At 66.6% G+C, this 20132-nt stretch carries 19 protein-coding genes; 9 read left to right on the plus strand and 10 right to left on the minus strand.

Going from position 1 to position 20132, the window contains the following annotated elements; all coding sequences use genetic code 11:
• Positions 1–22: 22 nt before the first annotated feature.
• Positions 23–1189: a retention module-containing protein gene (locus tag L3N39_RS18450; RefSeq protein WP_237258879.1), complete on the minus strand. Its 1167-nt coding sequence runs from the start codon at positions 1187–1189 to the stop codon at positions 23–25.
• Between the two features lie 432 nt (positions 1190–1621).
• Between L3N39_RS18450 and L3N39_RS18455 the strand changes: the two genes are divergently transcribed.
• Genes L3N39_RS18455 through L3N39_RS18465 form a run of 3 tightly spaced genes read left to right on the plus strand, consistent with a single transcriptional unit; the run spans position 1622 to position 6554 of the window.
• The gene (locus L3N39_RS18455) at positions 1622–2974 is read left to right on the plus strand and encodes a TolC family outer membrane protein (RefSeq protein ID WP_237258880.1); all 1353 of its coding nucleotides are present in this window, start codon (positions 1622–1624) and stop codon (positions 2972–2974) included.
• 27 nt (positions 2975–3001) lie between these two features.
• The gene (locus L3N39_RS18460) at positions 3002–5152 is read left to right on the plus strand and encodes a type I secretion system permease/ATPase (protein ID WP_237258937.1); all 2151 of its coding nucleotides are present in this window, start codon (positions 3002–3004) and stop codon (positions 5150–5152) included.
• 49 nt (positions 5153–5201) lie between these two features.
• The gene (locus L3N39_RS18465; RefSeq protein WP_237258881.1) at positions 5202–6554 is read left to right on the plus strand and encodes an HlyD family type I secretion periplasmic adaptor subunit; all 1353 of its coding nucleotides are present in this window, start codon (positions 5202–5204) and stop codon (positions 6552–6554) included.
• On the opposite strand, the gene L3N39_RS18470 is transcribed toward L3N39_RS18465, so the two are convergent.
• On the minus strand, positions 6530–7147 hold the full coding sequence (locus L3N39_RS18470) for a tRNA-uridine aminocarboxypropyltransferase (protein ID WP_237258882.1): 618 nt from the start codon (positions 7145–7147) through the stop codon (positions 6530–6532). The two genes, L3N39_RS18465 and L3N39_RS18470, sit on opposite strands and share 25 nt — an antisense overlap.
• Positions 7148–7239: 92 nt before the next feature.
• Between L3N39_RS18470 and L3N39_RS18475 the strand changes: the two genes are divergently transcribed.
• Complete coding sequence (locus L3N39_RS18475) at positions 7240–7905, plus strand: glutathione S-transferase (RefSeq protein ID WP_237258883.1); 666 nt, start codon at positions 7240–7242, stop codon at positions 7903–7905.
• A gap of 12 nt (positions 7906–7917) precedes the next feature.
• On the opposite strand, the gene L3N39_RS18920 is transcribed toward L3N39_RS18475, so the two are convergent.
• The 3 genes from L3N39_RS18920 to cysK all read right to left on the minus strand — a co-directional run bounded on the left by L3N39_RS18920 (position 7918) and on the right by cysK (position 10973).
• Positions 7918–8046: a PA1414 family protein gene (locus L3N39_RS18920; protein ID WP_284691956.1), complete on the minus strand. Its 129-nt coding sequence runs from the start codon at positions 8044–8046 to the stop codon at positions 7918–7920.
• A 176-nt stretch (positions 8047–8222) separates the two neighbouring features.
• The gene (aceK, locus tag L3N39_RS18480; protein ID WP_237258884.1) at positions 8223–9944 is read right to left on the minus strand and encodes a bifunctional isocitrate dehydrogenase kinase/phosphatase; all 1722 of its coding nucleotides are present in this window, start codon (positions 9942–9944) and stop codon (positions 8223–8225) included.
• Positions 9945–9998: 54 nt separating this feature from the next.
• The gene (cysK, locus tag L3N39_RS18485) at positions 9999–10973 is read right to left on the minus strand and encodes a cysteine synthase A (RefSeq protein WP_237258885.1); all 975 of its coding nucleotides are present in this window, start codon (positions 10971–10973) and stop codon (positions 9999–10001) included.
• 125 nt (positions 10974–11098) lie between these two features.
• Between cysK and L3N39_RS18490 the strand changes: the two genes are divergently transcribed.
• From L3N39_RS18490 to L3N39_RS18505, 4 genes are all read left to right on the plus strand, one after another.
• Positions 11099–12169, plus strand: coding sequence for a DUF748 domain-containing protein (locus L3N39_RS18490; protein ID WP_237258886.1), 1071 nt, complete (start codon positions 11099–11101; stop codon positions 12167–12169).
• A 142-nt stretch (positions 12170–12311) separates the two neighbouring features.
• Entirely contained in the window at positions 12312–13157 is an 846-nt protein-coding gene (locus L3N39_RS18495; RefSeq protein ID WP_237258887.1) for an AAA family ATPase, read from the plus strand.
• A gap of 120 nt (positions 13158–13277) precedes the next feature.
• Entirely contained in the window at positions 13278–13676 is a 399-nt protein-coding gene (locus L3N39_RS18500) for a GFA family protein (RefSeq protein WP_237258888.1), read from the plus strand.
• A 43-nt stretch (positions 13677–13719) separates the two neighbouring features.
• On the plus strand, positions 13720–14898 hold the full coding sequence (locus L3N39_RS18505; protein WP_237258889.1) for a vWA domain-containing protein: 1179 nt from the start codon (positions 13720–13722) through the stop codon (positions 14896–14898).
• Positions 14899–14905: 7 nt separating this feature from the next.
• Here L3N39_RS18505 and L3N39_RS18510 read toward each other — a convergent pair whose 3' ends face one another.
• Genes L3N39_RS18510 through L3N39_RS18520 form a run of 3 tightly spaced genes read right to left on the minus strand, consistent with a single transcriptional unit; the run spans position 14906 to position 16712 of the window.
• Positions 14906–15421 (minus strand): DUF2937 family protein, encoded by a 516-nt coding sequence (locus L3N39_RS18510; protein ID WP_237258890.1) that lies wholly within the window; start codon positions 15419–15421, stop codon positions 14906–14908.
• Complete coding sequence (locus L3N39_RS18515; RefSeq protein WP_237258891.1) at positions 15415–16197, minus strand: class II glutamine amidotransferase; 783 nt, start codon at positions 16195–16197, stop codon at positions 15415–15417. Before L3N39_RS18515 ends, L3N39_RS18510 begins: the two co-directional genes overlap by 7 nt.
• Before the next feature lie 41 nt (positions 16198–16238).
• Positions 16239–16712 carry an MFS transporter gene (locus L3N39_RS18520; protein ID WP_237258892.1) on the minus strand — a complete coding sequence of 158 codons (474 nt, stop codon included), beginning with the start codon at positions 16710–16712 and terminating at the stop codon, positions 16239–16241.
• A gap of 201 nt (positions 16713–16913) precedes the next feature.
• Here L3N39_RS18520 and L3N39_RS18525 point away from each other — a divergent pair, with 201 nt between their 5' ends.
• Entirely contained in the window at positions 16914–17354 is a 441-nt protein-coding gene (locus tag L3N39_RS18525; protein ID WP_237258893.1) for a universal stress protein, read from the plus strand.
• Between the two features lie 31 nt (positions 17355–17385).
• Here the strand turns inward: L3N39_RS18525 and L3N39_RS18530 are convergent, their stop codons facing one another.
• Both L3N39_RS18530 and L3N39_RS18535 read right to left on the minus strand, forming a co-directional pair.
• Positions 17386–18078: a DUF6901 family protein gene (locus L3N39_RS18530; protein ID WP_237258894.1), complete on the minus strand. Its 693-nt coding sequence runs from the start codon at positions 18076–18078 to the stop codon at positions 17386–17388.
• A gap of 123 nt (positions 18079–18201) precedes the next feature.
• Positions 18202–20118, minus strand: coding sequence for an ATP-binding cassette domain-containing protein (locus L3N39_RS18535; RefSeq protein ID WP_237258895.1), 1917 nt, complete (start codon positions 20116–20118; stop codon positions 18202–18204).
• Positions 20119–20132 lie beyond the last annotated feature (14 nt).

The following is a 20132-nucleotide window of genomic DNA, read 5'->3' on the forward strand; positions in this document are numbered from 1 at the left end:
TTGTTGCCGGTGATGGTGATGGTCAGGGTCGCGCTGGACGGTCGGGCACGTCGGTGGTCGGGCTGGTCAGCTGGTACTGGTAGCTGACCACGCCGGTCGTGCTGTCGTAGCCGGTGATGGTCAGGGTGCCGTGGTCACCGGCGAAAGTCTCGCCCTGCAGGCTGGCGATGGCCACGGTCTTGCCGTTGATGGTCACGCTCTGCAGGTCGTCCAGGCCGTCGCTGTCGCCCAGGGTGAAGCTGCCGGAGGCGAACTCGCCGTTGCCGGCCGCCGCCGAGCCGCCGCTCAGCCCGGCTTCGTCGGCGAAGCTATCGGTAGGTCCGAGACTCAGTGTGGGAGCGTCGTTGCTGCCGGTGATGGTGATGGTCAGCGTCGCCGTCGAAGGATCGCCGTCGGCGTCCTGGATGGTGTAGCTGAAGGTCTCGGTCAGCGTTTCGCCGTCGTCCAGCGCCTGGACCGCGGGCAGGCCATTATTGAGCACATAGGTGAAGCTGCCATCGGCATTCAGGGTCAGCTGGCCATAGGCGCCGGCGCTGGCGCCTACGGTCACCACGCGGATGCCGCCGTCGCTACCAGGCTGGTCGTTGCTCAGCACGTTACCGACCACGCTCGGGGTGTCTTCACCGATACCCAGCAGGTCATCGATGGCCAGCGGGACTCCGTCGACCGGTTCCGGCGTTTCCTCGGCCCGCACCACATCCGGCTCCGGGAATTCCGGAACGTTGCCCAGCCCCGCGGTGGGAAAGCCGATGCTCGGGTCGATGGCCCCGCCCACCTCGTTCAGCATCACGAAGGAGATCCCGCCGCCAGCGGCGCCGCCCGTGCCGCCCCCCGGCCCCGCAGCGGTGGCCGGTGCGATCTGGGTGGGGTCTTCGCCTGCGGCGATGGCGCGTTGCAGGGCCTCGGCGTCGGCCAGTTCGGCGGCAGTTGCCGCGGTGGGCTCGGGCGCGGGCCCGCCGCCGCTTCCTGCCGCCAGCAGTTGCTCGTCGAGCAACAGGTCGGAGTCACGACCGAGCATCAGCTCACCGCTACCGACCAGGTCGATATCCACCGCGCCGCCCGCGCTGGTGATTACCCGTTCACCGGCATACAAGCGATCCCCTTCGATAAGCAGCCGCCGCACGCCGTCCTCGCCGACAACGAACGCATCGCCTACTACCTGCCTGACGGTACCGATCAACTTGGCCATGTTTCCTCCGAATCGCCTTCGCGGCTAAAGCACCAGCCGCCGCAACCGGCAACTAGTGGCAATCTGCTTTCAGAACGGTGTTTTTTATAGTTTTGATCTATCAAACAACTAAACAGACACGGCCTCGATGCAACTATCAGAGGTCGCCTTAATTAATACCGTAGCAGCGGTTTTCAGGCTTTCACGCTACCCCACAAAAAAGCGCCAGACACTGACAATAATCAATTAAAACCCCACGCCACGGGGCCTACACTGAATATCAAGTGGCTATCAAATCGTGGTTTCAAGGGCAAAATTTTTATATCGGTTGCCTGGATAGCTCTGCTTATACTCAAAAAAGAATAGAAAGAATTAATGCCAACGGCAGTCGGTCGTTATTTGTTTTCGCTATGAATGCCAACCGTTAACCAACCAACAAGGTAGGGCCCGGAAATGCACAAGATGACCCCTCTCTGGAGCGCGATGCTGATTGCCATGGTCGGCACTCAGGCACAGGCGATGAACCTTACCGAGGCCATTCAGAGCACCCTCACCAACCACCCGGAACTGCGCGCGGACATCAACAGCCGGCTGACGGCCGATGAGCAGGCCAAGATGGCCAAGGGCGGCTACCTGCCCACCGTCGACCTGTTGCTGGCCTACGGCCGCGAGAACACCGACAGCCCGACCACACGCGTAGGCGGCGATCACTCCGAGACACTGAATGCGCGCAACGCGGAGCTGCGCCTGCGGCAGATGCTGTTCGACGGCTTCAACACGCCGAACGAGGTCGACCGCACCGAGGCAGTCGTCAATGCCCGTGCCTACCAGGTGCTGGGCACCACCGAAAGCCTGGCGCTGCGCACCGCGCAGGTGTACCTGGAAGTGCTCAAGCGCCGCGAGATGGTCGCCCTGGCGGAAAACAACCTGAAGGCGCACCTGCGCATCAACGACCAGATCGGCCTGCGCCGCCAGCGCGGCGTCGGCAGCACCGCCGATGCGGATCAGTCCGAAGCCCGTCGGGCCTTGGCCGAGAACAACCTGTACACCGAACAGGTAAACCTGGCCGATGCCGAGGCCAACTTCGTCAGTGTCGTCGGGCGCCTGCCTGACGAGCTGGAAACCCCCGCCTCGCTGAAGGGCGAGATGCCGGCCAACCTGCTGGATGCACGGCAGCGCGTGGTCGAGAACAACCCCTACCTGAAATCCGCGCAAGCCGACGTGAATGCCGCGGAGAAGCAGTACGAGATCGCCAAGTCACCGTTCTACCCGCGCTTCGACGTCGAGCTGGCGACCATGGCAAACGACAACATCAGCGGCGAGGAAGGTCACTACAACAAGTGGCGGGCGGCCGTGGTGATGAACTACAACCTGTTCAACGGCAACCGTGACAAGGCCCGGCTGCGCGCGACCTCGCACCAGATCAACCAGGCCATGGACATCCGCAACAACGCCCTGCGCCAGCTGAACGAGAACCTCTCGCTGGCCTGGAACGCCATGGAGAACGCCCGCCTGCAGACGCCCAAGGCGCGCGAGTACGCCGATTACACCAGCAACGTCCGCGAGGCCTACCAGCAACAGTTCGGCCTGGGCCAGCGCACCCTGCTCGACCTGCTGGACAGCGAGAACGAACTGTTCACTGCCAACCGCCGCTACACCGAGGTGCGCTACACCGAGGAATACTCGATGTACCGCGTGATGGCCTCGATGGGCGATCTGCTGCGCATGAAGAACGTCGTGGTTCCAGCCGAAGCCACCGCTCTCACGGAAGTGAGAAGCGAGGCGCAACTGCCGGATCTTCGCTGATCGCCTGGAGCGTGCAATTTGACGACGATGGAGCGGGTCGCCCCGACGAGCGACCCGAGGCTCAGCCATGACGATCCGCTGCTGGACGGCCTGCTGATCCTCTGCAAGCAGCACGGTTGCATCGCCAGTCGGGCCAGCCTGAGCGCTGGCCTGCCCATGCCCGAGCAACGCCTGTCACCGGCCCTGCTGGCTCGCGCCGCGGCGCGAGCGGGGTTGCAGGGGCGCGTGCTCAAGCGCGAGCTGGGTTCGATCTCCGCGCTCAATCTGCCGGTGCTGCTGTTGCTACGCGACGGCCGCAGCGCGGTGCTCAGCAAGTGGGGCGACGACAACCAGGCGCTGATCCTGCCTTGCGAGACCGATGGCGGCGAGCAATGGGTCGATGTCGCCGCATTGCAGGCCGAGTACAGCGGCCAGGCCTTCTTCGCCCGGCCGCGGCATACGCTGGAGGAAACCCGCAACCCGCTGCTGCCGCGGGTGCACGCGTGGTTCCGCGACACCCTGAAGCTGTCGCGCTGGCTCTATGCCGACGCGATGCTGGCCTCGCTGCTGGTCAACATCCTCGGCCTGATGGTCCCGCTGTTCGTCATGCAGACCTACGACCGCGTGGTGCCCAACCAGGCCACCGCCACGCTCTGGGTGCTGGCCATCGGCCTGTTCATCGGTACCTCGTTCGAACTGCTGTTGCGCGTGCTGCGCTCGCATCTGCTCGACAGCGCCGGCAAGAAGACCGACATGGTGCTTTCGGCCACCCTGTTCGAACGCATCACCGGAATGAACATGAGCGCACGGCCAGCCACCGTCGGTGGCTTCGCGCAAAGCATCCACGACTTCCAGGGCCTGCGCGACTTCCTTACCGCGGTGACGCTCACCAGCCTGATCGACCTGCCGTTCGCCCTGTTGATCATCCTCGTGATCGGCCTGATCGGCAGCTGGCTGGTGGTGATTCCGCTGCTGGCGTTCCCGATCACCGCCCTGTTCGCCTTCATCATCCAGACCCGCCTGCGCGACACCGTGCAGAAGAGCCTGGCCCTGGCCGCCGAACGCCAGGCGCTGCTGGTGGAAACCCTCGGCGGCCTGGAAACCCTCAAGGTCTGCGGCGCCGAAAGCGAGCGCCAGCATCGCTGGGAAAGCACCCATGGCGCCCTCACCCGGCTCGACAGCCATGCGCGCCTGCTCTCGGCGGTCGCCATCAACGGCACGCTGTTCCTGCAGCAGTTCGCCGGCATGGCGACCATCGTCGGCGGCGTCTACCTGATCATCGCCGGCGAACTCAGCGTCGGCGCCCTGGTGGCCTGCTACATGCTCGGCAGCCGCGTGCTCTCGCCGCTGGGACAGATCGCCAGCCTGATCACCCGCCTGCAGCAGGCGCGGCTGACGATGAAGAGCACCGACGCGCTGATGGCCCTGCCGCAGGAGCGCCGGGAGCACCAGCGTCCGCTGGAGCGCACCCGGTTGAAAGGCGCGCTGGACATCAGCCAGCTCACCTTCACCTACCCCGGGCTCGGCACGCCGTCGCTGCGCGGCATCAACCTGCATATCGCGCCTGGCGAGCGGGTCGCGATCATCGGGCGCAGTGGCTCGGGCAAGAGCACCCTGGCGCGGCTGATCATGGGCCTGCACACGCCCGACGAGGGCCAGATCCTGCTGGACGGGCTGGACCTGCGGCAGATCGACGTCGCCGACCTGCGCAGCCAGATCGGCTATGTCTCCCATGACATGCCACTGCTGGCCGGCAGCCTGCGCGACAACCTGACCCTCGGTGCGCGCTACGTCTCGGACGAGCGCATGCTGGAAATGGCCAAGCTGACCGGTGCGCACCAGTTGGCGCGCCAGCATCCGCTGGGCTTCGACCGCCCGGTTGGCGAGCGCGGCCAACTGCTTTCCGGCGGCCAGCGCCAACTGGTGCTGATGGCCCGCGCGTTGCTGCTCGACCCGCCGATCCTCTTGCTCGACGAGCCGACCAGCGCGATGGACAACAGCACCGAGGATGCCCTGCGCCTGCACCTGCAGAACTGGAGCAAAGGCAAGACGGTGCTGCTGATCACCCATCGCATGTCCATGCTCAGCCTGGTGGAGCGCCTGGTGGTGCTGGACAACGGCCGCGTGGTCGCCGACGGGCCGAAGGACGCGGTGGTCGAGGCGCTGCGCAAGGGCCACATCGGCCAGGCCTCGGTATGAGCGACGCAGGCGCCAGGCGCAGTCATTCGTTGGTTTGCGGAGTCCCGACATGACGCTTTTCCCGTGGATCTACTTCGCCCGCACCGCCCGCACCCGGGAGGACACCGAGTACATGCCCGCCCTGCAGGGCGCGATCCTCGAGGATTCGCCGTGGATGACGCGGCTGACGGTGTGGCTGGTGGCACTGCTGCTCGCCGCGACCCTGACCTGGGCGCATTTCGCCGTGCTCGAGGAAGTCACCACCGGCGAGGGCAAGGCCATCCCCTCGAGCAAGGTCCAGACGATCCAGAACCTGGAGGGCGGCATCGTCGCCGAGATCTTCGTGCGCGAAGGCCAGGTGGTGAACAAGGGCGACATCCTGCTGCGCCTGGACGACACGCGCTTCGTCTCCAACCAGGAGGAGTCGGAGGTCGAGCGCCTGGCCCTGCTCGCGCATGTCGAGCGGCTCGCCGCCGAAGCCGAAGGCAGGCCGCTGGTGCTCTCCGAAACGATCACGCGCAACGAACCGCAGCTGGCCGAGGACCAGATGGCGCTGTACCAGTCGCGCCAGCAACAACTGCAGAGCGAGCAGCGGATCCTGCGCGAGCAGCTGGCGCAGAAGCAGCAGGAAGTCGCCGAGTTCCGCTCCAAGCAGCAGCAGTACCGCTCCAGCCTCGGGCTGATCCAGCAGGAGCTGAACATGTCGAGCCCGCTGGTGGCCGCCGGCGCGGTGTCGGAGGTGGAGATCCTCAGGCTGCGCCGCAGCATGGTGGAGGTGCGCGGCGCGCTGGATGCGACCACCCTGGCGCTGCCGCGGGCCGAGGCGGCGGCCAAGGAGATCCAGAGCCGGATCGAGCAATCTGAACTGGCCTTCCGCGCCCAGGCGGTCAAGGAGCTGAACGAGGCGCGCACCCACCTGCAGAAGGTCACCGCCACCAGCGTGGCGATCCAGGACCGCGTCAGCCGCACCACGGTGATGTCCCCGGTACATGGCGTGGTCAAGCAGCTGAACGTCAACACCATCGGCGGCGTGGTGCAGCCGGGCAGCAACCTGCTGGAGATCGTGCCGCTGGAGGACAACCTGCTGGTCGAGGCCAGGGTCCGCCCGCAGGACATCGCCTTCCTGCACCCCGGCCAGCGCGCCATGGTGAAGTTCACCGCCTACGACTACACCATCTATGGCGGCCTCACCGCGAAACTCGAGCTGATCAGCGCCGATACCATCACCGACAAGGATGGCCGCAGCTTCTATCTGATCCAGGTGCGCACCGACAGGAACTACCTCGGCACCAAGGACCACCCGCTGGTGATCATCCCCGGCATGGTCGCCACCGTGGACATCATCACCGGCCACAAGAGCGTGCTCGACTACATGCTCAAGCCGGTCCTCAAGGCCCGCTACGAGGCGCTGCGCGAACGCTGAGCCAGCGCCTCGCCTGTGGCATGGTTGCGCCGGTAGGTCTGCTCGCCCATCGCCGCGATCTGCCCGTCGATCAGGGCTTCGAACGGGCGCAGCAACGCATCGAAGCGCCGGGTGTCCTCCAGCGCGTTCAGCGCAGTGACCAGCGCTTCGATCGTCGAAAGCGCGCCCTCGGCCGGAGCCTTGCGCAAGCGGTAGCGTGAAGTCAGCCCCGGCGGCAGGGCCACCCGTGGCAGGGCCGCCAGCCAGGGGTTCACATGCAGCAGCTTGCGCGCCTTGCGCCAGGTGCCATCGGGCACGATCAGCCGCAGCGGCCGCTCGCTGGCCGCCAGCTCGGTCAGGCTCAAGGCATCGTCACCAGGGAACAGCAGATAGTCGCCCACCAGGCCATCGACGGGCTCGGCGAAGCGCTCGCCGATGCAAAGCTGCGCGTTGCGCAGGCCCAGCGCCGCCAGCCGCGCGGTGTTCAGCGCATGCCCGGCCTCGCTCGGGTGCTGCAGGATGAGCACCTGTGCGCGGCTGTCCAGCGAAGGAATCAGCGGGCAGAGGCACTGCGCCAGGGGGCGCTGGCAGCGGGAACAGGATGGTCGTGGCATGGCTTCACCTCGGGCGGCGCAGTCTGCCACAAGCGGGCAGCCTGCGGCAGAGCGACTAAGCTTGCTGCCGCCGACCGCAGAAGGACACTCCCATGATCACCGTGCATCACCTGGAGCACTCGCGCTCCCACCGCGTGCTCTGGCTGCTCGAAGAGCTTGGCGCGCCCTACACGCTCAAGCGCTACCCGCGCGACCCGCAGACCCTGCTCGCGCCCGACGAACTCAAGGCCGTGCATCCGCTGGGCAAGTCGCCGGTCATCGAGGATGGCGAGCAAGTCGTCGCCGAATCCGCCGCGATACTCGAGTACCTGCTCGACACCCACGGCGACGGGCGGCTGCGCCCGGCGCCGGGGACGCCCGAGTACCTGCGCTACCGCTACTGGCTGCACTATGCCGAAGGCTCGGCGATGCCGCCGCTGCTGCTCAAGCTGGTGTTCGATCGCGTGGCCAGCGCGCCCATGCCGTTCTTCGTGCGGCCGATCGCCCGCGCCATCGCAGCCAAGGCCAACCAGGCGTTCATCGGCCCGCAGCTGCGCTTGCACCTGGACTATCTGGAAGCGGAGTTGGACAAGACACAGTGGTTCGTCGGCGACAGTTTCAGCGCCGCCGACATCCAGCTGAGCTATCCCATCGAGGCAGCTGCGACCCGCGCCGGCCTGGACGAAAGCCGGCCCCGGCTGATGAGCTACCTGCAGCGCATCCGCGCGCGCCCGGCCTACCAGCGGGCGGTCGAGCGCGGCGGTTCGCCGGTTCCCTGAAGTGCGCCGAACTCAGCGCCGGCGCGGTCGCCCGGCGTCGGCGCGCTCGGCACGCACGCGGATCGGCTGTATCCGCGGCGGCTCGGCCAGCCCGAGGGCAACCGCCAAGCGCCACATCAAGTAGTTGAGCCTTGCTTTCATGGTGGAACCCTCCTGCTGAAACGGGTCACAGCACAGCCGAGCTGGCTTCATACCGAGCATAATCCAAGTTCCGCCGGATCGCCTGCCTCCCTTCCCGCCGCTCGGCGGTTGCGTCGCCGTGGCTTGGCCGGCCCTATCAAGTGCGACCGGCACGCGGCTGCGGCGTTCACCCAGCCCTACTGGCGGTCGTTGCGCCGCCGATAGGGGAACACGTCGATCACCTTGCCCGCGCGAATCGCCTCCTGCAGGCCCTTCCAGTAGTCGGCGTCGTAGAGTTCGCCATGCAATTGCGCGAACAGCCGGCGCAGCTTGGCGTCAGCGAACAGGAAGCGCGGGAACTCCTCGGGGAAGACATCGTTGGGCCCGACCGAATACCAGGGCTCCGAGGCCAGCTCGTCCTCCGGGTAGCGTGGCTCGGGGATATGGCGGAAATTCACCTCGGTGAGAAAGCAGATCTCGTCGTAGTCGTAGAACACCACCCGTCCGTGGCGGGTCACGCCGAAGTTCTTCAGCAGCATGTCGCCGGGGAAGATGTTCGCCGCGGCCAGCTGCTTGATCGCCAGGCCATAGTCGTCGAGCACCTCGCGCCGCTGCTCCTCGCTGGCGTGCTCCAGGTAGATGTTCAGCGGCGTCATGCGCCGCTCCGTCCAGCAGTGGCGCACCAGCACGCTGTCGCCCTGGACCTCGACGGTCGAAGGCGCGACCTCGAGCAGCTCGGCCAGGCACTCCGGCTCGAACCGTGCCTTGGGGAAGCGGAAGTCGGCAAACTCCAGGGTATCGGCCATGCGCCCGACCCGGTCCACGCTCTTGACCAGCCGGTACTTCTCGATGACGGTCGCATGGTCGACGGTCTTGGTCGGCGAGAAGCGATCCTTGATGACCTTGAACACCGTGCTGAAACCCGGCAGCGTGAACACGCTCATCACCATCCCGCGCACCCCGGGGGCCATGACGAAGCGATCGTCGCTGCTGGCCAGGTGGCCGATCAGCGCGCGATAGAACTCGGACTTGCCGTGCCGGTAGAAGCCGATCGAGGTGTACAGTTCGGCGATGTGCTTGCCCGGCAGGATGCGCCGCAGCAGGCCGATGAACTCCGCCGGCACCGGCACCTCGACCATGAAGTAGGAACGGGTGAAGGAGAAGATGATCGAGACTTCCGCCTCGTCGGTGATTGCGCCGTCGGCGATGATGCCCTCGCCCTCGCGGTGGATCAGCGGGATCGCCAGCGGCCACTGCTCGTCCAGGGTGAAGATCCGCCCGATCAGGTAGGCGCCCTTGTTGCGATAGAGCACCGAGGCGAAGAGTTCGACGGTCAGTTCCGGGTCCTTGCAGACCCAGTCGGGCAGCGACTCGCACAACTGCGCCTGCAGGTGGCGCACGTCCGCCGCGCGGTCGAGGTAGGGCACGCCGAAGGCATAGTCGTCGAGGATGTGTTCGAGGGTGCCGGCCAGGTCGCCCTGCGGCCGGTAGCTGCGCGTCTGCGCGACACGCTCACGCCCGGCGACCGAGGGCCGGGTGGTATGGATGAACATGGTGCCGTCGCTGATGCAGTCGTGGCTGAAAAGGCTGCAGAAGATCGAGTTGTACCAGGTCTCCGACAGCTCGTCGTCGAAGCGCGGGTCGATCAGCTCGATATAGGCGCTCTTGACCTGCGGCCAGCGCTCGACCTGAAGCAGCGTTTCGCCGACGAAGGCGGCCAGCAGGCGCTGGCGCGTCTCGGCGACCTTCTTCTCGTACAGGTGGATACGCTCGGCCGAGGCACGCTGGGCCTCCTGCCACTGCGCCCGCTCGAAACGCTCACGCGCGCCCTCGGTGATCAGCCGGAACTGTTCGCGGTAGTCGTCGAAGCCAAGCAGGATCTGCCGCGCGATCTCGGCAGCGGGCCATTGCCTCGCCATGGGTAACTCCAGCGGATCGGGGACCATGCGCCGCGGGCAACGCCCGCGGCGCCCCTACTGCACCAGTTCCTGGTCGCTGAACAAGTCGGCGAAGAGCATGGTCGACAGGTAGCGCTCGCCCGAGTCGGGCAGGATCACCACGATGTTCTTGCCCTGCATTTCCGGCCGCTCGGCCAGGCGAACCGCCGCCGCCATCGCCGCACCGCCGGAGATGCCGCAGAGGATGCCCTCCTCGCGCATCAGGCGTAGCGCCATCTGCTTGGCCTGCTCGTCCTCGATCAGCTCGACGCGATCGACCAGCGACAGGTCGAGGTTCTTCGGCACGAAGCCGGCGCCGATGCCCTGGATCTTGTGCGGGCTGGGCTTGAGCGCCTCGCCGGCCAGCGTCTGGCTGATCACTGGCGAGCCGCTCGGCTCGACCGCGACGCTGAGGATCTGCTTGCCACGGGTGTGCTTGATGTAGCGCGAGACGCCGGTCAGCGTGCCGCCGGTGCCCACGCCGGCGACCAGCACGTCGATGCCGCCGTCGGTGTCGTTCCAGATCTCCGGACCGGTGGTCTTCTCGTGGATGGCCGGGTTGGACGGGTTGTCGAACTGCTGCGGCAGGAAATAGCGCGCCGGGTCCGACTCGGCGATCTCGGTGGCCTTCTCGATGGCGCCCTTCATGCCCTTGGCCGGTTCGGTGAGCACCAGCTCGGCACCGAGCGCCTTGAGTACCTTGCGTCGCTCCAGGCTCATCGAGGCCGGCATGGTCAGCATCAGCTTGTAGCCGCGCGCCGCGGCGACGAACGCCAGGCCGATGCCGGTATTGCCGGAGGTCGGCTCGACGATGGTCATGCCCGGCTTGAGCCGGCCGCTCTCCTCGGCGTCCCAGATCATCCCGGCACCGACGCGGCACTTGACCGAATAGGCGGGGTTGCGACCCTCGGTCTTGGCCATGATGCTCACGCCCTTGGGTCCGAGGCGGTTGATCATGACCAGCGGCGTATTGCCGATCGAACGTGCGTTGTCTGCGTAGATGCGGCTCATCGGGGTATCCCTGCGTGACGTGAAACCAGGCCGAAAGCCTATGCCCAGTCCGCACGGGCGTCCAGCCGAACTCGATGCCGCCGGGCGCGGTCCATCGAGGGAACCTTGTGCTGCGGATCGCTCCGATGAAACGCCGCTACCTGCCCTTCTGGCTGCTTGCCGCCGTCGCCCTGCTGCTCCTGGCCGTGCACCTGGCCCTACCGCCCTACGTGCGCAACTACCTCAACCAGCGCATGGCCGACATGGGCGACTACCGCGGCCAGGTGGAAGATGTCGACCTGGCCTGGTGGCGCGGCGCCTACCGGGTCGAAGGCCTGCTGATCGAGAAGAAGGGCAAGCGCGTGCAGGCGCCGCTGTTCAAGGCCCCCGGCATCGACATCGCGGTCAGCTGGCGCGCGCTCTGGCAGGATCGGGCGATCGTCGGCGAGGTGGAGTTCGAGCAGCCGCAGCTCAACTTCGTCGACGGCGGCAAGGGCGGCGAATCGCAGCGCGGCGAAGGCGTGGACTGGCGCGACATGCTCGACGAACTGCTGCCCTTCACCCTAAACGAGATCCGCGTGATCGACGGTCAGCTGTCGTTTCGCAACTTCAATGCCGACCCGCAGGTGCACGTCTATGCCAGCGACATCGACGCCTCGCTGTACAACCTGACCAACACCCGCGACGAGGACGGCAAGCGCGTGGCCACCTTCGAGGGCACCGGCAAGCTGTTCAACCGCGACCCCATCGAGGCCAGCGCCCGCTTCGATCCCTTCACCGACTGGCAGGACTTCGAGCTGAGCCTGCGCACCACCGGCGTCGCCCTTACCCAGCTCAACGACTTCAGCCAGGCCTACGGCAAGTTCGACTTCGCCGGCGGCAGCGCCGACCTGGTGATGGAGGTCGAGGCCAATGACGGCAAGCTCGATGGGTATATCAAGCCGCTCCTGCACGATGTCGACGTGTTCGACCTGGAGCAGGACGTGGAGAACGACGACCGCGGCTTCTTCCAGGCCTTGTGGGAGGCGGTGGTCGGCGGCGGGCAGGAAGTCCTGCAGAACCAGCGCAAGGACCAGTTCGCCACCCGCATCGAGCTCTCCGGCAGCACCCAGTCGGCCGACATGAGCCCCTTCCAGGCCTTTATCGCCGTGCTGCGCAATGCCTTCGTCGAAGCCTTCACCCCACGTTTCGAGCGCTCGCTGGACGAGGGGGACTGAGCGAACGCGGCCCGAATCGCTCGACTCGATCATTCAGTGACTGAATGACGGTCTCGCGTTCACAGCCAGCCGCCCTTCCCTTATAGTCGAGCCCCTGTTGCAAACCCACGCCTGCGTGCCAGGCCGGCCCAAGGAATCCGCGATGAAATTCGAAGGTACCCAGTCCTACGTCGCCACCGACGACCTCAAGCTCGCCGTCAACGCCGCCATCACCCTGCAGCGCCCGCTGCTGGTCAAGGGCGAGCCGGGCACCGGCAAGACCATGCTCGCCGAGCAGCTGGCCGAGTCCTTCGGCGCCAAGCTCATCACCTGGCACATCAAGTCCACCACCAAGGCCCACCAGGGCCTCTACGAATACGACGCGGTCAGTCGCCTGCGCGATTCGCAGCTGGGCGTGGACAAGGTCCACGACGTGAAGAACTACATCAAGAAGGGCAAGCTGTGGGAGGCCTTCGAGGCCGAGCAGCGGGTGATCCTGCTGATCGACGAGATCGACAAGGCCGACATCGAGTTTCCCAACGACCTGCTGCAGGAACTCGACAAGATGGAGTTCTACGTCTACGAGACCAACGAGACGATCAAGGCCAGGCAGCGGCCGATCATCATCATCACCTCGAACAACGAGAAGGAGCTGCCCGACGCGTTCCTGCGCCGCTGCTTCTTCCACTACATCGCCTTCCCGGATCGCGAGACGCTGCAGAGGATCGTCGACGTGCACTACCCCGGCATCAAGCAGTCGCTGGTGTCCGAGGCGCTGGACATCTTCTTCGACGTGCGCAAGGTGCCCGGCCTGAAGAAGAAGCCTTCCACCAGCGAACTGGTCGACTGGCTGAAGCTGCTGATGGCCGACGAGATCGGCGAGGCGGTGCTGCGCGAGCGCGACCCGACCCGGGCGATCCCGCCCTTGGCCGGCGCCCTGGTGAAGAACGAGCAGGACGTGATGCTGCTCGAGCGCCTGGCCTTCATGAGCCGGCGCGCCAGCCGCTGAGCGCCTGTCGTCGGCGCGGCCGGCACGGGGTTCGCCGGCTGGCGGCGCCTCGGCTAACGTCACAGAAGATGCGGCTTTGCCGTCGCCCTGCCGTGATCACCGCCGAACTGGAGAGAAGCCATGCAAACGCATACCGGAAGCTGCCTGTGCGGCGTCGTGCGCTATCGCATCGACGCGCCGATCGACGCACTGACCCACTGTCACTGCAAGATGTGCCGCAAGGCGCATGGCACCGCCTTCGCCAGCTACGCGAGCGTTCCGCTGGAGGCCTTCCACTTTCTCTCCGGCAAGGACCAGCTGGGCGTGTATCACTCCTCCGACCATGTCACCCGTACCTTCTGCATCCGCTGCGGCTCGAACCTGCAGTTCGTCGACAACCGCGAGCACCAGTTGGGCGTCGCCGCCGGCACCCTCGACTCGGCGCTGCCACCGCCGCCGCAGGAGCACATCTTCGTCGACTCCAAGGCGAGCTGGTACGAGATCGATGACGCCCTGCCGCAACACAATGCCGATCGCTAACTTGAATGCCCGTGCCACCGCCGGCACGCCCGAGGTGTAGTCCATGCTGCTTGGCCTGTTCAACGAAATGCGCGCCGCCAAGGTTCCGGTCTCGCTGCGCGAACTGCTCGACCTGATCGAGGCGCTCAAGCACCGCGTGGTGTTCGCCGACATGGACGAGTTCTACTTCCTGGCGCGCACGGTGATGGTCAAGGACGAGCGCCACTTCGACAAGTTCGACCGGGCGTTCGGTGCCTACTTCAAGGGCCTGGAGAATCTCGACCGGCATCTCGAGGCGCTGATTCCCGAGGACTGGCTGCGCAAGGAATTCGAGCGCCACCTCAGCGACGAGGAACGCGCGCAGATCCAGTCGCTCGGCGGCCTGGACAAGCTGATCGAGGAATTCAAGAAGCGCCTCGAGGAGCAGAAGGAGCGCCACGCCGGCGGCAACAAGTGGATCGGCACCGGCGGTACCAGCCCGTTCGGCTCCGGCGGCTACAACCCCGAGGGCATCCGCGTCGGCGATGCCGGCAAGCGCCAGGGCAAGGCGGTCAAGGTCTGGGACCAGCGCGAGTACAAGAACCTCGACGACCAGGTCGAGCTGGGCACGCGCAACATCAAGATCGCCCTGCGCCGCCTGCGCAAATTCGCCCGTGAAGGCGCGCACGACGAGCTGGACATCGACGGCACCATCGACCACACCGCGCGTGACGCCGGCCTGCTGAACATCCAGATGCGCCCGGAGCGGCGCAACGCGGTCAAGCTGCTGCTGCTGATGGACATCGGCGGCTCGATGGATGCCCACGTCAAGGTCTGCGAGGAGCTGTTCTCGGCCTGTCGCACGGAGTTCAAGAACCTCGAGTTCTTCTACTTCCACAACTTCATCTATGAATCGGTGTGGAAGAACAACTTCCGCCGCATGTCCGAGCGCACCGCGACGCTGGACCTGCTGCACAAGTACGGCCCGGACTACAAGGTGGTGTTCGTCGGCGACGCGGCGATGGCGCCCTACGAGATCACCCAGGCCGGCGGCAGCGTCGAGCACTGGAACGAGGAAGCCGGCTACGTCTGGATGCAGCGCTTCATGGAGAAGTACAAGAAGCTGGTCTGGATCAACCCCTACCCGAAGGACGCCTGGGGCTACACCGCCTCGACCGGCATCGTGCGCGAACTGGTCGAGGACCGCATGTACCCGCTGACCCTCGGCGGGCTCGAGGACGGCATGCGCTTCCTCGCCAAGTGACGGCCGCTCAGCGATAGCCCCGCTGGCGCCTGGACCGCGGGCGCAACGGATAGCTCAGCGCCAGCAGCAGGCTCTCGACCAGCCAGGCCAGCAGCAGCGCCGAACCGATGCCCCAGGCCACCGCATCCGGCGCAAGCAGCACGCGGAATTCGTAGCTGCGCCAGACTTCCGCACGCAACGAGCGCTCGGCGCCCAGCAGCACATGCCAGGCACGGGCGTACCAGGGCCGCTGCATCGCCTGCCATTCGCGCTCCAGCAGGCTGGCCCGCTGCACCAGCCGGTCGACGCTCGCCGCATCGCTCTGGATCACCGGGTCCTGGCTCTCGCGGTAGTGCGCGACCAGAGCGGCCAGGTCGCCGTCGAAGAAGCGCCGCGCGGTGTCATGGAAACCGCCCAAGGCCTGCTCGGCCTCCAGCCGGCGCGCCTCGACATGGCGGCTGTAGGCCTCGAGGAACCCGGGCACCTGCACGCCGACCAGCAGGCCGAGGGCGAACAGCGCCAGGCGCAGGTAGCTTCTCAGCATGCTTCCACCTGGCCGCTGGCCACGCACTGCCCCAGTCGCCAGAGGCTCCACTGCCCCGGGGCGTGCAAGTCCCAGCGCTCGTTATCGGTGAGCGGCTCGGTAGCCAGCACGGTCACCACGTCGTCCGGTGTGGTCTCGGCGCGAAAGTCGACCTTGAGTTCGGTATCGCGCAGTTGCGCCGGGCCGAACGGCGCCTGGCGGGTGATCTGCGCCAGCTTGGTGCTGCAGAAGCTGAACAGCCATTCGCCGTTGCTCAGCAGGCAGTTGAACACGCCGCGGGTGCGGTATTCGGCGCAGGCCTCGATGAACAGCGGCAACAGCGACTCGGCGGCGACCGGCTCGGGAAAGCCCGCGCGGACCCGGTTGAGCAGATCGCAGAAGGCCGCCTCGCTGTCGGTCTCGCCGACCGGGCGATAGAAGCCGGCGGCCGGATAGAAGTCGGCCAGCTGGCCGTTATGGGCGAAGCACCAGTACTGGCCCCACAGCTCGCGGCTGAACGGGTGGGTGTTGGCCAGCGAGACGGTGCCGACGTTGGCGTGGCGAATATGGCCGATGACCACCTCGCTCTTGATCTGGTAGCGCTGCAGCATCTTCGCCACCTCGGAGTCGCAGCTGGCCACCGGATCCTGGAACAGCCGCAGGCCGCGCCCTTCATAGAAGGCCACGCCCCAGCCATCACGGTGCGGGCCGGTACGCCCGCCCCGCTGCATCAGGCCGGTCAGGCTGAAGACGACGTCGGTGGGAACGTTGGCGCTCATGCCAAGCAACTCGCACATGCCTCTACTCCGCTGGGGGCTTCGCTGACTGGGACGGCTTTCTACAGCCTGGGTTCGGTTCGCAGGTAGCGGCCGCGCGGCGCCTCTCGCTCGGTCTCGTCCGCTTCGAGCCGCTCGCGCAGGGTGCGCGGGTCGTCCTCCTGCCGCTCGCCCTCGCGCGCCGCCCGGCGCTGGCGGGCCTTGCGCTCGAGCGGCCAGCGCACCAGCACCAGCAGCAGGTAGAGCGCCAGGGCGATCAGCCCGTAGACGGCGAGGTCCGCCACCGCGCGCCAGGCGTTGTTGCCGACGTCCAGCAGCATGTCCATCGCGGTGATCGCCACCGCCGGGGCAAACAGCTCCTTCTCCGGCTCGACGATGGTTGGCGTGAACAGCAGCACGGCCACAATCAACCGCAGCGGCTCGCGCAGCCCGCGCCACATCCAGCGCGTGGCGCGGAACCAGACCAGCAGGCAACCGAGCGCGGCGACCAGGTACAGCGACCAGGCCAGCAGGTAGTCGTTGTGAAATATCTCCATTCAATCTCTCGCAGCGGCGGACACGCCCGGGCAAACAGGTGCGGCATGATAGCAGCCCGGCGGCATGCCGGTTGCGCCACGCGACCATGGGGCACTGGCGCAACGGGGATCAACTTCGTATAACCGCACCACTCATCGAAAGCCTGCCCGCATCGATCCGGGCGACCATAATTGCCAATACGCAAGCCAAGGAGAATCACCATGCCCTACCAGAACATACTGGTTGCCACCGACCTCCACGAGGAGTGCCATCCGGTCGTCGCGCGGGCGCAGGACCTGGCCACCAGCAGCGGTGCCAAGCTGATGCTGGTGCACGTCATCGAGCCCATGGCCATGGCCTTCGGCGGTGACGTGCCGATGGACCTGTCGATGCTCCAGCAACAGCAGTTCGAGCAGGCCCGCGACCGGCTGAATGTCTTTGCCGAGAACTACCCGGGATTGCTGCCCGAGCACCGCCACGTCGCCTACGGCCAACCGCGCCAGGAAGTGCATCGCCTGGCCAAGGAACAGCACTGCGACCTGATCGTGGTCGGCAGCCACGGCCGCCACGGCCTGGCGCTGCTGCTCGGCTCGACAGCCAACGACATCCTCCACGGTGCGCCCTGCGACGTGCTGGCGGTACGCCTGAACAAACCGGAATGAACCCCTGCCCCGCGCCGCGAGGGCGCGGGGTTCAGGTCATTTCCAGCTCCTCGCCTGCGGACATCACCAGCGGGCGGATCTTCTGCAGCTGGGTTTCCAGCGAGACGGTCAGGCTCGATGCCATGGAAAAGAAGGTCAGGAAGGCCTTGAGGTTCGAGTCGCCCTGGCAGGTATCGTGGATGCGCTGCCAGAACGCCTGGTTGACCAGTTGCAGCTGCTGGAACGAGCGCACCAGCCCGCGCAGCTCCCAGTCGGCGTGACGCCCCTCGCGCAGGTTGAAGTATTGCCGCGCCAGGTACAGCGACACCGCGCGCAGGACGAACTCGCGGTTGTTGGCGAACGGCAGGTGCTGCTGGGCCATCGGCTTGAGACGGGCCAGCACCGGGCAGGCGCTGGTCGCCATGATCACCCCGAGCAGCGCACGCAGCCCTTCCTCGAGGCCGACCATCTTGGTGTATTCGCGCTCGGGCGTGCGCACCCAGACCAGCGCCTTCTGGATGGCCGGCAGGCCCTGGAAGTCCTCGATCACGCGGTGCAGGTCCACCGCCGCCGGGCAGTGGCTGTACTGCTCGCGGCTCAGCGGGCAGTTGGCACAGCGCTGGTGCTCCAGGCGCGTCCACTGCGGCGCCTGCGCCGCGGCCTGCGGGTCGTAGCCACGATCCAGTTCGATCCGGTAGCTGAAATCGTGCTGGTCATCCAGGGTGATACGGTATTCGATAGCCATCTATGCTCCATCATCGTGACTGCGACCGACGCAAGCTAAGGGTCGCCGGCCGCGCCGACATTGACCCAACTCACGCTGCCATCAGTTCGCCATCCACCCTCTGTGGCGTTTGGCGACCCCGCCTCATTCTTCCAGTTCGGCCCAGCGCTCGACGAGGCCATCGAGTTCCTGCTGCAGCGCCTCGAGCCGCGCCAACACCTGGCCGGTGACCTCGGCAGGCTGCTGGTAGAACGCCGGCGCCGAAATCTGCGCCTGCAGCGCGGCGATGCCTTGCTCCACCTCGTCGATCTTGCCGGGCAGTGCTTCCAGCTCGCGCTGCAGCTTGTAGCTGAGCTTCTTCTTCGCCGGCGCCTCGACCGCCACGGCGGCCGGCTTGGCGGCTTCGGCGGCCGGGCTGTCGCCGCCCCTGGCAGGCTTGTCGGCGCCGTCGGCCACGCCCAGCAGCTTCGGCGAACCGCCCTGGCGCAGCCAGTCCTGGTAGCCGCCGACATACTCGCGCACCTCGCCGTCGCCCTGGAACACCAGCGTGCTGGTGACCACGTTGTCGAGGAAGGCGCGGTCGTGGCTGACCATCAGCACGGTGCCCTGGAAGCCGAGCAGCACCTCCTCGAGCAGCTCGAGGGTTTCCACATCGAGATCGTTGGTCGGCTCGTCGAGCACCAGCAGGTTGGCCGGCTTGCTGAACAGGCGAGCCAGCAAGAGCCGTGCCCGCTCGCCGCCGGACAGCGCCTTGACCGGCGTGCGTGCGCGCTGCGGGCTGAACAGGAAGTCGCCCAGGTAGCTCAGCACGTGGCGGTTCTGGCCATCGATGGTGATGAACTCGCGGCCCTCGGCGAGGTTGTCGATGACGGTCTTTTCCAGGTCCAGCTGGTGACGCAATTGGTCGAAATACGCCACTTCCAGCTTCGTTCCCACATGGATGCTGCCGCTGCTGGGCTGCAGCTCGCCGAGCAGCAGCTTGAGCAGCGTGGTCTTGCCCGAGCCGTTGGCGCCGAGCAGGCCGATGCGGTCGCCGCGCTGCAGCACCATGGAGAAGTCGCGGATCAGCGGCTCGCCGCCGGGATGGGCGAAGCCGACGTGCTCGGCGACGATCACCTGCTTGCCGGACTTCTCCGCCGCCTCGAGCTGGAAGCTGGCCTTGCCCTGGCGCTCGCGGCGCTCGCTGCGTTCGGCACGCATCGCCTTGAGCGCGCGGACGCGGCCCTCGTTGCGGGTGCGGCGCGCCTTGATGCCCTGGCGGATCCACACTTCCTCCTGGGCCAGCTTCTTGTCGAACAGCGCGTTGGCGGTCTCTTCGGCGGCCAGCTGCTGCTCCTTGTGCACCAGGAAGCTGGCGTAGTCGCCGTTCCAGTCGATCAGGTGGCCGCGGTCGAGCTCGAGGATGCGCGTGGCCAGGTTCTGCAGGAAGGCACGGTCGTGGGTGATGAACAGCACCGCGCCGTTGAAGCCGGCGAGCGCATCTTCCAGCCAGGCGATGGCACCGATGTCCAGGTGGTTGGTGGGCTCGTCGAGCAACAGCAGGTCCGGCTCGGAGACCAGCGCCTGGGCCAGCAGCACGCGTCGGCGCCAGCCGCCGGAGAGTTCGGCCAGGGTGCGGTCGGCAGGCAGTTGCAGGCGGCTCAGGGTGCTGTCGACCAGTTGCTGCAGGCGCCAGCCGTCCTTCGCCTCCAGGGCCTGCTGCACGTGCATGAGCTTTTCCAGGTCGGCCTCGCCCTGGATGTTCAGGCTCAGGTGGTGGTACTCGGCGAGCAGCTCGCCGACGCCGGCCAGCCCCTCGGCGACCACGTCGAACACGGTGCGCTCGTCGGCGCGCGGCAGCTCCTGCGGCAGCTCGCCGATCTTCAGCCCCGGCGCCCGCCAGATCTCGCCGTCGTCGGGCTGCCGGGCGCCCTTGACCAGGCTCATCATGCTGGACTTGCCGGTGCCGTTGCGGCCGATGATGCAGACCCGCTCGCCGCGCGCGATCTGCCAGGACACCTGGTCCAGCAGCGGGGTGGTGCCGTAGGCGAGGGACACATCGGCGAACTTGAGCAGGGTCATGGCTACCTCCGGAA

Origin of the sequence: Pseudomonas oligotrophica, from assembly GCF_021726475.1 — a bacterium.
Classification (GTDB): Bacteria; Pseudomonadota; Gammaproteobacteria; order Pseudomonadales; family Pseudomonadaceae; genus Stutzerimonas; species Stutzerimonas oligotrophica.